Annotated in this window: 12 protein-coding genes and 1 pseudogene; 7 read left to right on the forward strand and 6 right to left on the reverse strand. The window is 53.4% G+C overall.

Annotation, left to right across the window (positions count from 1 at the left end; translation table 11 throughout):
• From ADICEAN_RS22380 to ADICEAN_RS16735, 3 genes and pseudogenes are all read right to left on the reverse strand, one after another.
• Nucleotides 1–228: pseudogene (locus tag ADICEAN_RS22380) on the reverse strand (poly(A) polymerase); the annotation flags it as partial.
• Nucleotides 174–623 carry an HD domain-containing protein gene (locus tag ADICEAN_RS16725; RefSeq protein WP_009196829.1) on the reverse strand — a complete coding sequence of 150 codons (450 nt, stop codon included), beginning with the start codon at nt 621–623 and terminating at the stop codon, nt 174–176. The gene ADICEAN_RS16725 and the pseudogene ADICEAN_RS22380, both read right to left, overlap by 55 nt.
• A gap of 517 nt (nt 624–1,140) precedes the next feature.
• Entirely contained in the window at nt 1,141–1,443 is a 303-nt protein-coding gene (locus ADICEAN_RS16735) for a hypothetical protein (protein WP_009196830.1), read from the reverse strand.
• A gap of 283 nt (nt 1,444–1,726) precedes the next feature.
• Here ADICEAN_RS16735 and ADICEAN_RS16740 point away from each other — a divergent pair, with 283 nt between their 5' ends.
• Nucleotides 1,727–2,302 carry a hypothetical protein gene (locus ADICEAN_RS16740; protein WP_009196831.1) on the forward strand — a complete coding sequence of 192 codons (576 nt, stop codon included), beginning with the start codon at nt 1,727–1,729 and terminating at the stop codon, nt 2,300–2,302.
• Nucleotides 2,303–2,489: 187 nt separating this feature from the next.
• Here ADICEAN_RS16740 and ADICEAN_RS16750 read toward each other — a convergent pair whose 3' ends face one another.
• A complete protein-coding gene (locus tag ADICEAN_RS16750; protein ID WP_009196832.1) occupies nt 2,490–3,068 on the reverse strand; it encodes a nuclear transport factor 2 family protein in 579 nt (192 codons plus the stop codon).
• A 568-nt stretch (nt 3,069–3,636) separates the two neighbouring features.
• Here ADICEAN_RS16750 and ADICEAN_RS16755 point away from each other — a divergent pair.
• From ADICEAN_RS16755 to ADICEAN_RS16770, 4 genes are all read left to right on the forward strand, one after another.
• Entirely contained in the window at nt 3,637–5,250 is a 1,614-nt protein-coding gene (locus tag ADICEAN_RS16755; protein WP_009196833.1) for an amidase, read from the forward strand.
• A gap of 214 nt (nt 5,251–5,464) precedes the next feature.
• A complete protein-coding gene (locus ADICEAN_RS16760; protein WP_009196834.1) occupies nt 5,465–7,009 on the forward strand; it encodes a pyridoxal phosphate-dependent decarboxylase family protein in 1,545 nt (514 codons plus the stop codon).
• A 190-nt stretch (nt 7,010–7,199) separates the two neighbouring features.
• Nucleotides 7,200–7,613 (forward strand): alternative ribosome rescue aminoacyl-tRNA hydrolase ArfB, encoded by a 414-nt coding sequence (arfB, locus tag ADICEAN_RS16765; protein ID WP_009196835.1) that lies wholly within the window; start codon nt 7,200–7,202, stop codon nt 7,611–7,613.
• A gap of 421 nt (nt 7,614–8,034) precedes the next feature.
• Nucleotides 8,035–9,087 carry a glycoside hydrolase family 43 protein gene (locus tag ADICEAN_RS16770; RefSeq protein ID WP_152426486.1) on the forward strand — a complete coding sequence of 351 codons (1,053 nt, stop codon included), beginning with the start codon at nt 8,035–8,037 and terminating at the stop codon, nt 9,085–9,087.
• Between the two features lie 193 nt (nt 9,088–9,280).
• Here ADICEAN_RS16770 and ADICEAN_RS16775 read toward each other — a convergent pair whose 3' ends face one another.
• Both ADICEAN_RS16775 and ADICEAN_RS16780 read right to left on the reverse strand, forming a co-directional pair.
• Nucleotides 9,281–10,189 carry an NAD(P)/FAD-dependent oxidoreductase gene (locus ADICEAN_RS16775; RefSeq protein WP_009196837.1) on the reverse strand — a complete coding sequence of 303 codons (909 nt, stop codon included), beginning with the start codon at nt 10,187–10,189 and terminating at the stop codon, nt 9,281–9,283.
• 825 nt (nt 10,190–11,014) lie between these two features.
• Nucleotides 11,015–12,433 (reverse strand): TROVE domain-containing protein, encoded by a 1,419-nt coding sequence (locus ADICEAN_RS16780; protein ID WP_236612942.1) that lies wholly within the window; start codon nt 12,431–12,433, stop codon nt 11,015–11,017.
• 248 nt (nt 12,434–12,681) lie between these two features.
• On the opposite strand from ADICEAN_RS16780, the gene ADICEAN_RS22010 reads away from it, so the two are divergent.
• Both ADICEAN_RS22010 and ADICEAN_RS16790 read left to right on the forward strand, forming a co-directional pair.
• A complete protein-coding gene (locus tag ADICEAN_RS22010; protein ID WP_009196841.1) occupies nt 12,682–13,527 on the forward strand; it encodes a type II toxin-antitoxin system death-on-curing family toxin in 846 nt (281 codons plus the stop codon).
• A 41-nt stretch (nt 13,528–13,568) separates the two neighbouring features.
• Nucleotides 13,569–13,892, forward strand: coding sequence for a cyclic-phosphate processing receiver domain-containing protein (locus ADICEAN_RS16790; RefSeq protein ID WP_009196842.1), 324 nt, complete (start codon nt 13,569–13,571; stop codon nt 13,890–13,892).
• Nucleotides 13,893–13,901 lie beyond the last annotated feature (9 nt).

Here is a 13,901-nt window from a genome sequence, read left to right on the forward strand (position 1 = left end):
CTGCAGGTAAAAGTAGCGGGAATATTCATCAGCAAAGGGCCGGGGCTGTCCCCAGCAGTCCCATTCCCGGCACAGTTCCCCAAAGAGCCCGATGCGGTAGAGCAGCTCCTGCTGATCGGCGCAGCTTCGGCCCAGCACGTCGGCCTGAGCCAGCAGGGCCAGTAGCCGGGTATCTACCTCCAGGCTGGCTTCAATAACGGCCTTGCGCGGGTCGGGGCTATCAAACACCCAGAGGGGCAGGCCGTGGTGGCGCACCAGCCTGCAAATTTGTTCCCGCAGCGGGAAGGGGTAGGGATGTCCAGGTAGAGAATGCTGCGGCTGCTGAGCTCTCCCTTTTTGGCATGTCCCCGGGCGCTGATGCTGCCATCGGCTTCCCGGCGGGTGGTAGAGGGCTTCTCCACATCGTGCAGCAGGGCGGCGGCCCGCAGCAGGTGCTGGTCCTGCTGGGGCAGCGCGCCAAATTCCGGCAGTGCCTGCAGGGCCTCCAGTACCAGGCGGGTATGTGTTTCCACATCCCCCTCGGCATGGTAGGTCGGGTCCTGGGGCACCCCCTGCAGGGCACGGATCCAGTAAAAACGGCGCCGAAGATGCTCCCAGCTATAATCGTCAGTAAGCTGCCACATGTGCAAAAAGGCCGAATGGGGATAGGAGTAGCCCGGTAAGGGCTGTGGGTGGCCTATGTGCCGGCGCTGCCAGACCCCTCTTCCGGAACGGACTAGTTTCCGGCAGGTGCAGGAGGTGTTTGCCTCCAGGGGTACATGGCAGAGCGGCTAGCCTGGCGGGTGCTTACATGCACTGGCCCAGAATCACCCAAAGTACAATAAAGATCAGAACGGTGGAAATACAACCGCCGCCCAGTTTGCTGGCGCCATAGCCGGCCAAAAGTCCTCTGAAAATGTTTCTCACAGTAGTAGAATTTAGGGTAAAAAAATGAATTGGTTGATGATCCACCCGCAGTGCCCCTGGAGCAAAACAGGATGGATAAGTAGTAGGATAAATCGTCTGAAGGGGATTTTGTTCAAAAGCAGCGGCAGAATGGCCATACATGTACCGGGGCGGCAGCCCGCAGCCGCCGCTGCTGTATTCCCGGGCCCGGGCGAGGTGCGTACCAGGCATGTGGTGAGGGGTGTGCAGGGCAGGCTAAAGCTCCTGCAGCGTGGCGTCAATTTCCTGGCAGAGCCGCTTCTTGACCTGCTCAAAATACTGCCGACGTTTTTTAATGGAAATACGCTCATCGGCCAGGGCGGCCATCAGCTCGTCAATAAAGAGGTAGTTGGTCTGGTAACGGGCAATGCCCTTTACTTTCCAGTGCGTGTCCAGAAAGGCGCGGTAGTGCGCCACCTGGCTGGCCAGCTGCCCGAATTCGGACTCGCTGCCATTGGGGCATGCCGCTATGGCAGCCGATAAGCTTCGGAGCGTTTCTTTGATTTCCAGCCTTCGCATGTAGTAAAGATAGTAGGAGAAGGGGTATGTATTCTCCTGGATCAGGCGTAAATTAGGGTTGGTTATCCAGTCTGCCGCCGGGCATCGCAAAAGGGAGTGCGGCCTGGTATAGCAAGGCCAGGGGGCATGACTACCGCTGCGGCTATGCCGGGAGAATGTACCCGAGCTGTTGGAAATTGCTCTTCGGTACGCAATGGCGCATACCCGATCGGGAGCGTATCCTCTTTGCCAGAGCCGCCAGACAAGCTATTTCCGTAGCACGCACACAGTATGTCATACACCCATGAAAACGATTCAGTGTCTGATGCTCCTGGGACTGTTTTGGTGCGGCGCCCTGCAGGCGCAGGTGACCAGTCCGGAAAATGACAGCACCCGGTATTCGAAGTATAGCCTGTATGGAGAACTGGGAGGTCCAGGTTTTCTATCGCTGAATGTCGATCGTCTTTTTCACCTCAGACCCTTAGTCGCCACTACCGCTCGCATAGGCCTGGGCCTATATCCCTATGAGCTAGGGATGTTTGGAGGCCAAACCCGTTTTGCAGCAGTGCTACCAGTGTCTCACAGCTTTTTGTTTGGGAATGCAGTTGCCGCCGAGCTGGGCTATGGACTTACCCTGGGGTTTTATGAGGATGAGGATGCTTTTGGGGGGCGAGGACCGCTGAAATGGTTTCATGCCACGGCTGGCCTGCGCTACCAGAAGCCGGCGAGGGGGTTTTTATTTCGCATCGGGTATACCCCCCTGATCGGCAGCGAGGGCATTTGTGTAGATACCAACTGCCTGGAAGTGGAGCGTCAATTACAGCTAACCCACTTGTTTGGGATTAGTCTGGGGGGAAGGCTTAAAGCCAGCACTAAATAAGCGCTTCAAATGTGCCTCTCCTGTAGGCCTACAGTCATTTGTGCCGGGGGTAGCGTGCCGGCCATTTGCTGCCCGCTCAGGTGAAATTCTCCGCCCGGCAGCTGCATTCGCATACGGGGCAGAGCCCTGAAGAAAAGGTCTTTCTCAAGAACACTTTTTGCTTTTGAGCCCAGCTCCCACAGGACTTTTAATAGGAGTGGGGGCATGGCGCAGATTTATCGCGGTACTCCTGTTTTGTGCAGATCTCACAGGCTGCGTCCATGGGAGGATAGGCATAGGTGTTGGTAAGCCTGGGCCGAACAACCGGGCTTTGCTGTGCTGCCACCCCCTGCTGTATGGGTTTTCGGGCAAATGTTTTGTCCACAATCAGCCATCTGCCCTCTACCTTTAGCAGGCTCATATAGTCATGAAAGTGCTGGTCGGGGTAGGTTAGCAGCACAGTGGCCTGGGCAGCATCATTGAACAGGCGAATATCGGTAATCTCGCCGCTACAGTCCAGTTTTTGCCCCGGCTTCAGCCGTTGCAGGTACTCCTCCAGGCTCCATTCGCCCAGGGTGTTGGTGTTGGGCTGCACAAATTTGAGTGCGGCAGAAGGATGGAAGGCAGCTTTAAGCCGCTCCAGGTCGCCCCCATTTCGGCCTTCGATGTAGTTGGTAAGGGTTTCCCGAATCAGTAATTCGTCGCTGGCCTGCTGTTGGGCAAGGCCCGTCAGCTGCTGCAGCATAAGAAAAAGGAGGGTGCCCAGGAAGAGAAGTGGATTTTTCATGACCTGTCGGGTTAAAAAGTATATGCCCGAAAAAGTGAAAAAACGGGCGGTTTAGGTAGTTAACATATCCCTTTGGTGCCTGTGCAGACTGTGGCGGCAGGCAGGCAGGGGGATGTTCTTCGCACCTACTGCGCCCCCTCCCGGCTACTGGCAGCGCTGCCCGAACAGACCAAAAGGGTGCCGGTAAAAATGGGTCCGCCATCCGGCTGCCGTTCAGCTAAAATCACAGCATAATATAAAGAAAATATTTTACTAATCCATCATGGCTGATGCAAATGATTAGCGTGTAAATAGGATGCATCATGGCTGGTAGGTATGCTGGAATGCTGGCAGAAGTGCCTGCGCGTGTAAAATCCCCCCAACGCCTGAGACTCAACAACTAAATCTTGGCTGGTATCTTCCAGCGAGTCACAAGATCTGTTCTGAACCTTTAGCATCTACTCTCCTGGAGGGGGCAGCTTGCGAAGCCGGCAGCAAAGTACTATCTTACCTGCTTACGGGCAGGCTCTACTGTTGTCAATTACCCGGTCTGCCCGTCTGCTAAGCCCTCTATCCGGAACACACCCCTATGAACACCTTATTTCCTGCCCGCCTTTGCAGCACAAAATGGTTTGCGCTGCCCCTGCTCCTGCTGCTGTTACTCCACATTTCCTGCCAGCAGCAACCTGCCACCGAAGTAGCGGCAGCGGATGATACCCGCTACCTGGAACTCAGCATTGCCGACATCCAGCAGCGCTATGCCGAGGGTACCCTTACCGCCAGTGAGCTGGTACAGGTGTACCTGAACCGCATTGAAGAGATTGACCAAAACGGGCCCGGGCTGAATTCCATGCTCCAGCTTAATCCCGATGCGCTTCAGATTGCCCAGGCGCTGGATGCCGAGCGGAAAGCGGGCAACATCAGGGGGCCCCTGCACGGCATTCCGGTAGTACTGAAAGACAACATCGATACCCATGATAAAATGGCCACCACGGCCGGCTCCAGAGCCCTGGCAAATTCCCGCCCCCTGCAGGATAGCCATGTAGCCCGCAAGCTGCGCGAAGCAGGCGCCATTATTCTGGGCAAGGCCAACCTGAGCGAGTGGGCCAACTTCAGAGGCGAGCTTTCCACCAGCGGCTGGAGTGGCCTGGGCGGACAAACCAAAAATCCCTACGATACCAGCCGCAACCCCTGCGGCTCCAGCTCCGGCTCGGGCGTAGCCGTCTCGGCAAACCTTACGGTACTGGCCATTGGCACCGAAACCAATGGCTCTATCGTGTGCCCGGCGCATGCCAATGGCATTGTGGGCATTAAGCCTACGGTGGGCCTGGTGAGCCGCAGCGGCGTTATCCCCATTTCCTCTACCCAGGATACGCCCGGCCCCATGGCCCGCACGGTGCGGGATGCCGCCATTGGCCTGGGTGTGCTGGCAGGCCCGGACGTGGCCGATGCCCAAACCGCTGCCAGCCAGGGCAACTACCACACCGATTACACCCGGTTTTTGAAAGCGGATGGATTAAGGGGCAAGCGCATTGGGTTTCTGAAATCATCCCTGGGCCGCAACTACAAGGTAGATTCGCTCATGCAGCAGGCCGTAGCCTTTATGAAGGGGCAGGGCGCCGAAATTGTGGAGATCGACCGCATGCCGGGCGGGGAGGTAGGAGGCTACTCGTTTGAGATCATGCTCTATGAGTACAAGGAAGGCCTGAACAAGTATTTTGCTTCCCTGGGTCCGGATGCTCCCATCAAAAGCGTGGAAGAACTCATTGCCTTTAACAAAGCAGATTCGCTGGAGCTGCGCTACTACGGCCAGCAGTACCTGGAAATGGCGCAGGCCAAAGGCGATCTGAGCACCAAAGAGTACCAGGAGGCCCTGGCCAAGATGCAGAAGGGAAGCAGGGAAGAGGGTATCGACAAGCTTATGGGGGAGCACAGTCTGGATGCAATTATCGCCCCCACTGGCAGCCCCGCCTGGAAGACCGACCTGATCAATGGCGATAGCTTTCAGCTGGGCAGTTCCTCGCCGGCTGCCAGAGCGGGCTATCCCAACATTACCGTACCTATGGGCTTTGTGGAGCACCTGCCGGTTGGCATCTCCTTTTTTGGCCGGGCCTGGAGCGAGCCCCTGCTGCTGGAGATCGCCTATGCCTATGAACAGGGCACCAAACACCGGAAGGCACCTGCCTTCATAAGGGGGAACTAAGCGATTCGGTTGACACCTCTGCAGGAGGCAAGGGGTATGGTATTGCGCCAGGCCTGAAGAAGGAGAGGAGCCTTAAGCGGCTGATGCAGCGCAATCAGTACCTCTGCCGGAGACCATCTGCCGGCAGGCTTCCTGTAGAGGGCGTTTGGGTGCCGCTGGGGGTCTGGAGGTTTATTGCTGAAATTTCGCTACCTTATCCTGAAACAGCAGCAGGATGAGCGAGCAGCCCCTTCCCCCCAACACCGTCCCCTTTGACAGCCTGGACCTGGATGCCGAGCAGTTTCGCTCCATGGGTTATGCCGTAGTGGATGCCATTGCCGCCTACTACAGTACCATTCGGGACAGGCGGATCATCTCCGAAAGCGGCTCCCGGCACATTGCTGAGGTGTTTGAGGAGAAGCTACCCCAGAGCGGGCAGCCCGCAGAAAGCCTGCTGCAGGAGTGGCAGGAGCGGGTACTGCCCCATGTAACCCATTTGGGCTCGCCCCGCTATTTTGGCTTTGTAAATGGCTCTGGCACCATGATGTCGGTGTTTGCCGAGGCCCTAGCCGCTTCGGTCAACATGAACGCCGGGGGCTGGAAGGCCGGTCCGGCCGCCACTGAGATCGAGCGCCGCTGCATTGCCTGGATTGCCGAGCTGATCGGCTACCCCACCGACTGCGGCGGACTGTTTCTGGGCGGGGGCACGCTTGCCAATTTTTCCGCCCTGCTTACGGCACTTCGCAACACAGTTCCCTTTGATACCACCCGCGAGGGCTTGCAAACAGACCGGCGCAGGCAAAAGCTGGTTCTGTACATGTCTGATCATGAGGGGCACATCTCCATTGTAAAAGCAGCCGACATGCTCAACCTGGGGCGGGAGGCCATACGGCGGGTGCCCAGTGGGGATGATCTGCGCATGGATACACGTGCACTGGAGGCTATGATCCACGACGACCGGCAGCAGGGCTACCTGCCCTTTTGTGTGGTGGCGCAGGTTGGGTCCATCAACGTGGGGGTAGTAGACCCTTTGGAAGACATTGCCCGCATCTGCCGGCAGGAGGGGCTCTGGTTTCATGCCGATGGCGCCTGTGGGGCCGTAGGGGCCATGCTGCCCGAGCTGGCTCCCCTCTACCGGGGACTTGAAAAGGCCGATTCCGTAACCCTGGACCCCCACAAATGGCTCTACATCTCGTACGAATGCGGCTGCCTGCTGGTGCGGGAGCCTGAGCGCCTGCGCCGCAGCTTTTCCATTTCGGCGCCCTACCTGCAGGGAAGCCTGCCTACGGACTATAAAGGCCTGGATTATTTTGAGTACGGCCCGCAGATGTCGCGGGGCTTTGATGCCCTCAAGGTCTGGATGACGCTGAAGCACTGGGGGCGGGAGGGCTATCAGCAGCTACTGCGCCAAAACATCCAGTGCGCCCGCCACCTGCACCAGCTGGTAGAGGCATCGCCCGATTTTGAGCCCCTGCACCGGCCGGCGCTCTTTATCTATTCCTTCCGCTATTTTCCGGCCGAGCTGCGCAGACAGGCCCCTCAGCAGCCCCTGGAGGAGTACCTGGACCAGCTCAACCAGCGCATGGCAGATGCCATTACCGCCACCGGCTTTGCCTTTATCCTGAGCTCTAAGGTAAAGGGACATATTGTCATCCGCCTCTCCATCTGCTCGCACCGCACTACGCTGGAAGACATTGAGCAGGTATTTGCGCGCCTGCACCACTTGGGCCGAGAGCTGCATGCCGAAGGGGAGCCGGGAAGCAGGCACCTACAGAGCTAGCTAACGCTAAACCCCTCTGTAGCCAGGGGGTGCCAGGGGGATCGCCTACCGCTGTGACGGGCTTGTGGGAAGGGGCACAGCTTTCTGCTGCCCGGGGGGTACAATACACAAGAGGTCGTCCTCTTTGACGGGTTATGGGTGTAGGGGATTGGGAATGTATTTAAGGATAAAACGCTTGTGAGTAAGGCGCATGAATGAGGTAAAAGACAGAGAGTTTGAACGGGAGATCATCTTCCAGACTTCCAGGAGCGGAGGGGCTGGCGGGCAACATGTCAATAAGGTAGAAACCCGGGTGGAGCTGCGCTTTCAGGTAGCGGAATCTGCCTTGCTAACCGAAGATGAAAAAGCACTGGTACAGCACAAGCTGGCCCGGCGCATCAACAAAGACGGATTTTTGCTGGTGGTGTGTCAGGAGTCGCGCAGCCAGCTGAAGAACAAAGAGCAGTGTCTGGAGCGATTCTATGAGCTCCTGCAGCAGGCATTTACCAAACAGAAAATCCGCAAAGCAAGCAAACCCACCATGGCATCGGTGCAGCGCCGCTTGGCGGCCAAACAGAAGCAGGCCCAGAAAAAAGCCAATCGCAGCAAAGGGGGAGATTTTTAACTATTTCCGGCACGTCCATAGAAAATTTCCAGCCGATCCGTAGCGGGTGCCGGACATATGCATGTAGCTGGCAATCCCTTTCCAGATCAGGGCGGCAATGGCAGAAATAGTATCCTTCGTCTGTGCATGCTCTTGCCTGGCCAATGATTTTTTAACATTCTTTTTCTCCTGTAGTCTTTAAAAAGAATGAGAGGGAGCCAGCGTATGGTGTGCTCCTATTACGGAGGCAATGGGTGGGGGTACACAAAGACGTTATCAATGAAGCTCTGTGCTGCCTGTTTGGGGGATGCGTCTCCCTGATAAGATCATTACAGGCACAGAGAAGCTGGTTTTTTATAGGCGTGTGCGTAAATTGGGAGTATACCCCTGGCAGGTGCAGCTGATACATCCGGGTCAAATCCAAAACAATTCTTTTGCCGCCATGAACGCATCCGCAATCTCCCTGTTCGCCATCTTTTTTGCATGCCTTACTGCCTGTTCTGTTGGTCATGAAAAGCAACAAACCCGCAGTGAAGCTGGTGTGCGGGCCGGCAATCCGGTCATCACAGGATGGTATGCAGATCCGGAAGGGGTCATTTTTGATGATACCTACTGGATCTTCCCCACCTATTCGGCTCGCTATGAAAAGCAGGTGTTTCTGGATGCTTTTTCTTCCAAAGACCTGGTGAACTGGCAGAAGCATGAGCGCATTATTGACACTTCCCGGGTAAGGTGGGCCCATAAAGCCATGTGGGCACCCAGTGTGGTGAAAAAGGGGAGACTTTATTTTCTGTTCTTCAGTGCCAACGACATCCAAACACCGGACAGACAGATGTGGGACCCGGCTGTGAATACGGTCGGTGAAGTAGGCGGTATTGGGGTAGGGGTTGCCAGCCGGCCTGAGGGGCCCTATGAAGACTATTTGCAAAAACCGCTGATCGGGGAAGTATACAATGGCGCTCAGCCCATCGATCAGTTTGTGTACCTGGATGAGGATGGTCAGTATTACATGCTCTATGGCGGATGGGGCCACTGCAATATTGTAAAGCTGGCCCCCGATTTCAGGAGCCTGCTGCCTTTTGAGGACGGGACCCTGGCCAAAGAAATCACGCCGGAGGGCTATGTGGAAGGCCCCATCCTTTTCAAGCGTGGGGACTGGTATTACCTCATGTGGTCGGAGGGCAACTGGGGCAATCATACCTACCGGGTAGCCTATGGCAGATCCAACTCCCTGATGGGCCCCTTTCAAAAGATCGCAACGGTTCTTGAAGCCGATACAACTGTTGCCACCGGAGCGGGCCATCATTCTGTCATCAATATTCCCGATACAGACGACTGGTATATGGTGTACCATCGCCGGCCCATCCCCAACCAGGACCGGGACCACAGGGTGACGTGCATCGACCGGATGTACTTCGATCAGGAGGGGAATATCCTCCCGGTCCGGATGACCATTGAAGGGGTAGCGCGGCGGCTGCTCAGGGAGGAGCAGTAGGTATCAGGTCTGCTTCCTGCTGGCCCATTTCACTTCTTTAGCCCCCTGGCTGCGGCTTACCTGAAGTTCCTGATCTGCCTGGATAAAGCACTGAAAAGGGGGGAATCTGCTTTTAAGCTGATTTGAAAGTCTCCCTGCCTGGTTTTCAGCTGGATAGCTGTAAGAAAAACGCAATCAGGGTGCTGCTACTCCATTAAAATTGTTCGTGTGCGAGTGCTGCGTTTGCCATGGCTCCGGCTACTTGCCCGCTATACACGGCATTGGCCACCGAGCGCATCATGTTTGATGAATCGCCACAGGCATACACACCCTCCAGGGTTGTTTTTTGAACGGCATCCACCTTCAGGTAGCCCTGTTCTGTAAGTTCGCAGCCAAGCGCGTGGGGAATTTCGGAGTGTTGGGTGAAAGGAAGAGCTGCGTACAGGGCTTCAACGGCCAGGCTGTTCCCGTTGTTTAAGATCACTTTTTCCACAGCACCCTGCCGGTGTGCTAGTGCCCCAATTTCGGTTTCTATAATCTCAATCCGGTGTCTGCTGAATGTTGCGCGCTGTTCGGGCGTAAAATCTGCTTTGCCGGCCGTAAGGATCGTAAGCTTGTCGGTAAGGGTATGGACCAGCGAAACCAGATGAAAAGCCCTTTCGCCATTTGCCATGATGCCGGTTTTCAGCCCTTGCAGTTCATAGCCATGGCAATAGGGGCAGTGTACTACCGAAATGCCCCAACAGTCGGCAAAACCTTGTATGTCGGGCATGTGGTCTCTGATACCTGTGGCAAAAATCAATTTTTTAGCTTCAACTTCCAGGCCGCTTTGGGTGGTAATGGCAAAGCCCCTTTCTGTTTTTCTACCGCGAACCGCAAGCGCATTCAGAAACTGTACCGAGGGGTAGCGCAATACCTGCGCTCGGGCTTTTTCTGCAATAGCTGCAGGCTTTTCTCCATCCTGTGTAATGAAATTATGCGAGTGGGGCGTATGGCGGTTACAAGGCAAGCCGCTGTCGATGACCAGTACTCTGCGCAGCGACCGTCCCAACGCCATGGCCGCCGAAAGCCCTGCATAACTACCGCCTACTATTATTACATCAAGATTTTCGCCCGCTGTCATAGAGATATAAAATGGTTTCGTTCAGAAACAGGATGGTGCCGCGTGTTCAGCAGCCTCATAGGGGTTTCAGGCCTATGGTTACTTCATTGGCTTCCGGAGCTTGCTGGTGGTAGCTGCGGATAAACCAGTATACATGCCCCAGATGCTGTATGATATTTGGGCAGTTCATCCCCTCTACCGCTTATAAAGCAGCATGAAGTTAAGGACAGCCTTTCTTTAATGCAACAATGTTGCGATAAATAGTTTATAGAAGCCTTATATGAGCCAGAAATGAAGAAATGTTGCAAAAAAAGAAAGCCCTTCAACATTTCTGCTGAAGGGCTTTGTTGCAAGGTGTGTTTGCAGAGGGGGGATTCGAACCGTCGGAACCTGATTGGAAAAATGCAATGAATTTCTTTATTAAGCCTATGCTCTGATTAGTCTTATCAGGGACAATGGATCTGTTGTGTTTTAGAAAAAAAGTGGGCAACAAGCGGCAGAAGACTATACCCATGCGCTCTATCCAGTTGAGCTACAGCAGATGAATCTGCTGGTGAGATTGGAGCTTACAACCTCATGACCCACGAAGGCTACGCACCCTGAAACTATACGGCACTACTCTCTTCAAAATAGGTTAAAAACAGGAGGGCAACAAGCAGCACGTGTCTGGGCGTTATTAAGACGAAGTATCACGTACTTACGGCACCTCCTGTTTTGTTTCTGTAGTGTGGCCCTTACAGACCACACTTGATAATGTCGCCCCTTCAGGGCTTGCTGAAATGGAAACAAGTTGAGCCCTGAAGGGCGCGGCATCAGTATTGCTTAATCTGTAAGGATCATGCTCCATTAAAGCGCTACAGCCTCAATAGCCGCAAGGGCACTGCCACCAGCTTCTATGGCTTCCAGCACGGCGAATACTTTGTCCGACCAGCCGGCAATCAGAAACACATCCCCATTCTTCAGGTCTATGGGCGCTTGTCCGTGGCCTGCCAGGTCGAAGAGATAGAGGCGGGCGCCGGGCGCTATTCGCTTGTATGCTTTCCACTCTTCAGCGATATGGCCCACCATGCCGGTGCTGTTCCAGAGCTGGCAGTCGGTGAAGAGCATGACTTTATCAGCCTTCACCCGGCGGTTCAGCAGATCGCGGATGACCAGGAAACCGTTGGTGGAATAACCCACCTCGCCTTCACGACGGTAAAACTCCTGCACATTAGACAGCACACTGCGCCGTGGCAGGTTGATAACCTTCCAGGTATCGCCGAACATACCGGTGACGATGTTACTGCAGCGGTTTTGCAGCAGCATTCCCAGCATCAGGCCGATATCGTAATACAGCACCTTGCTCTTTTTGCTGATGGGCTGCTGCATAGAGCCCGATACATCGCAGGCAACCACCACCTTTGTTTCATCACCAAAGCCCTGCAGGTTGCGGCTGCTTAGCTGCACGGCATCCTCCAGTGCCGTTAGCACCTGGCTGGTGAAGCCGGATTGCAGCTGCAGTATCTCCCGATAGGCCGCCAGGAAGCGGAAAGGCAATTGTTTGCTGTTGGCAACCGCCCGCTCGTTGGCGAGGTACGCACAGACCTTTTGGACATGCGTACCCGACACCTCTGTCTCCAGGATGTTGCGCAGGTTACGCAGCAGGGCCATATAGCCAAGCTTTCCGCTGTCGATGAGCTCCTCCCATTTGGCCCGAAAGGCAGCTGCTTTGGCCTCGGCAGAGGCATAGGACTGCTGGCCCAGCGCCGACAGCTCGGTTTCCCAGGTATAGGGAGTAGCAAGGGCATTAGCCGCTATTTTATCCCAGAGTGCCTGCTGGCTTTCACTGGTAGAAGCAGGGTGCACCAGAAAAAGGGCATCCCGCAGCTTGACGGCGCCATCCCGATTGTATTTGGCAAACTGGTACTCATCGAATTTGGCAAAGGCCATGGCTAGTCCCTTTTGCAGCTGCTTGGAGAGGCGGTTCAGCTTTTTCGTACCGCTACGGCCATTGCTCAGCTGGTAGTAGGCCAGCAGCTCGGTGATCTCATCGGCCCGCTGCACCACCGCCGCAACGGTTCGGCTCACCAGGCTATCTCCTCTATGCAGCTTTGCCAGCTCCACCACCAGCACCAGCGGAATGCTGCGCAGGTGCATCTGCGTACGGGCATAAACGGCCAGCTTCGCCACAAAGAGCGGCTCGTTCAGGGCAATCAGCGTACGAATACGCTCCAGCCGCTTGTCTGCCCCTTCGTAGAAGGTATCGCTCAGGGAAGCAGTAACCACAACTGCGTATAACTCGGCTGCAGGTCCCATTTTCCAAGCTAGAGCTTCTTCGTGGTTAGTCGTTTGTTGCTTCTTGGATGCTAAAAAATTGAATCGCATGGCCGTTTGCTTTAGTGTTCCTTACAAAGGTGAGGGCCATATGCGCAGCCTTTTTGCGTAGTGGGAAATTATTTAATAAAGATTTTAACAACAGCCCGCTATCCTTAAAGCAATAGCTATATTTGTAGACAGAGCAATTTGTAAAACCATTGAATCCATCGATCAAAGATAAATCTGGGAAAATAATATCCATTTTGGATACAGAGGAAGTAATTCAACTTCATTCTTTGCTGAGTAATCATCCAGATATACTCAAAATAACAGAGCCTGTTTCACCAATCGGAGTAAAAAGCGAACACCTTTTAGAGAGCGCTGTTTCCAGGCAACACACCGGCTCGGGCACTTACTTCAAGTATGATTCTGTTTATAGTAATTGTGCAACGCTTGTTTATGGTTTAACTAAAAACCATGCCTTTCACAATGGAAATAAAAGAGCTGCCTTCCTTTGTATGATTAAGCATCTTTACAAGAATGGCCTCGTTCTTAAATTTGAAGTGTCAAATGATGAAGTCTACGATTTTCTAAAAGCTGTAGCTTCTAATGGGCTGAAATCCTTTGCACAAGGTTACGATAAACGTTTATACAACTATGCTTACAAGGTAAACTCTATTGAGTCTGATATAAACTTTATGGCGCGATGGATACAGAAAAATACAGTTTCTAAGCATGATGCTGATAGGCCAGTTAAGTGGAAGTATATTATAGCGAAGTTGGATGAATTAGGCATCAAAGCTGAGGAAGACGATAAAGCATCAAAAATATGTTTATCGAAATCAAAAAAATCTTTTTTGGGTCTTCGAATAGGAATTACAAAAAAGTGTTATCCATGTATAAGTAAAGAGTGTAACAAGAGGATAATCAAACAAATCAGAAAGGACTTTGGTATAACTCATCAAGATGGATTTGATTTCTTGGGTATATATAATGAGGAAACCTTCTTGTCCGAAGAAATCGTACTTTTTAAAAAAGCTATTTATAAATTATCCAAAACTTGATATATTCGCAACCTATTTTTTAACTTTAAGGTTAAACAGCTATGACCAACTATAAACTGTACATAGACGATATAAGGACTCCCAAAACTAGTGGTTGGGTGGTTGTGCGTAGCTTTGATGAGTTTGTATATACAATTAAGAGGAAGGGTATACCTTCTGAAATTTCCTTTGACCATGATCTTGGCTGGGACTATATCAATAATCAAGAAATGAAGTCCGGCTATGATTGTGCAAAGTGGCTTGTGGAAAACGATATTCTTATTCAGAATTTTAATGTCCATTCTGCAAATCCAGTAGGCGCTAAGAACATAAGCTGTCTGCTTGAAAACTTCATAAGATTTAAGGAAAAATATGAATACGCATAAAAAAAGGAG

Origin of the sequence: Cesiribacter andamanensis AMV16 (genome assembly GCF_000348925.1) — a bacterium.
Taxonomy (GTDB): Bacteria; Bacteroidota; Bacteroidia; order Cytophagales; family Cyclobacteriaceae; genus Cesiribacter; species Cesiribacter andamanensis.

What these genes read in the sequence shown, in the direction of transcription:
- ADICEAN_RS16725 (WP_009196829.1), bottom strand. Translation starts at nt 623, where the DNA reads ATGTGGCAGCTTACTGACGATTATAGCTGGGAGCATCTTCGGCGCCGT.
- ADICEAN_RS16735 (WP_009196830.1), bottom strand. Translation starts at nt 1,443, where the DNA reads ATGCGAAGGCTGGAAATCAAAGAAACGCTCCGAAGCTTATCGGCTGCC.
- ADICEAN_RS16740 (WP_009196831.1), top strand. Translation starts at nt 1,727, where the DNA reads ATGAAAACGATTCAGTGTCTGATGCTCCTGGGACTGTTTTGGTGCGGC.
- ADICEAN_RS16750 (WP_009196832.1), bottom strand. Translation starts at nt 3,068, where the DNA reads ATGAAAAATCCACTTCTCTTCCTGGGCACCCTCCTTTTTCTTATGCTG.
- ADICEAN_RS16755 (WP_009196833.1), top strand. Translation starts at nt 3,637, where the DNA reads ATGAACACCTTATTTCCTGCCCGCCTTTGCAGCACAAAATGGTTTGCG.
- ADICEAN_RS16760 (WP_009196834.1), top strand. Translation starts at nt 5,465, where the DNA reads ATGAGCGAGCAGCCCCTTCCCCCCAACACCGTCCCCTTTGACAGCCTG.
- arfB (WP_009196835.1), top strand. Translation starts at nt 7,200, where the DNA reads ATGAATGAGGTAAAAGACAGAGAGTTTGAACGGGAGATCATCTTCCAG.
- ADICEAN_RS16770 (WP_152426486.1), top strand. Translation starts at nt 8,035, where the DNA reads ATGAACGCATCCGCAATCTCCCTGTTCGCCATCTTTTTTGCATGCCTT.
- ADICEAN_RS16775 (WP_009196837.1), bottom strand. Translation starts at nt 10,189, where the DNA reads ATGACAGCGGGCGAAAATCTTGATGTAATAATAGTAGGCGGTAGTTAT.
- ADICEAN_RS16790 (WP_009196842.1), top strand. Translation starts at nt 13,569, where the DNA reads ATGACCAACTATAAACTGTACATAGACGATATAAGGACTCCCAAAACT.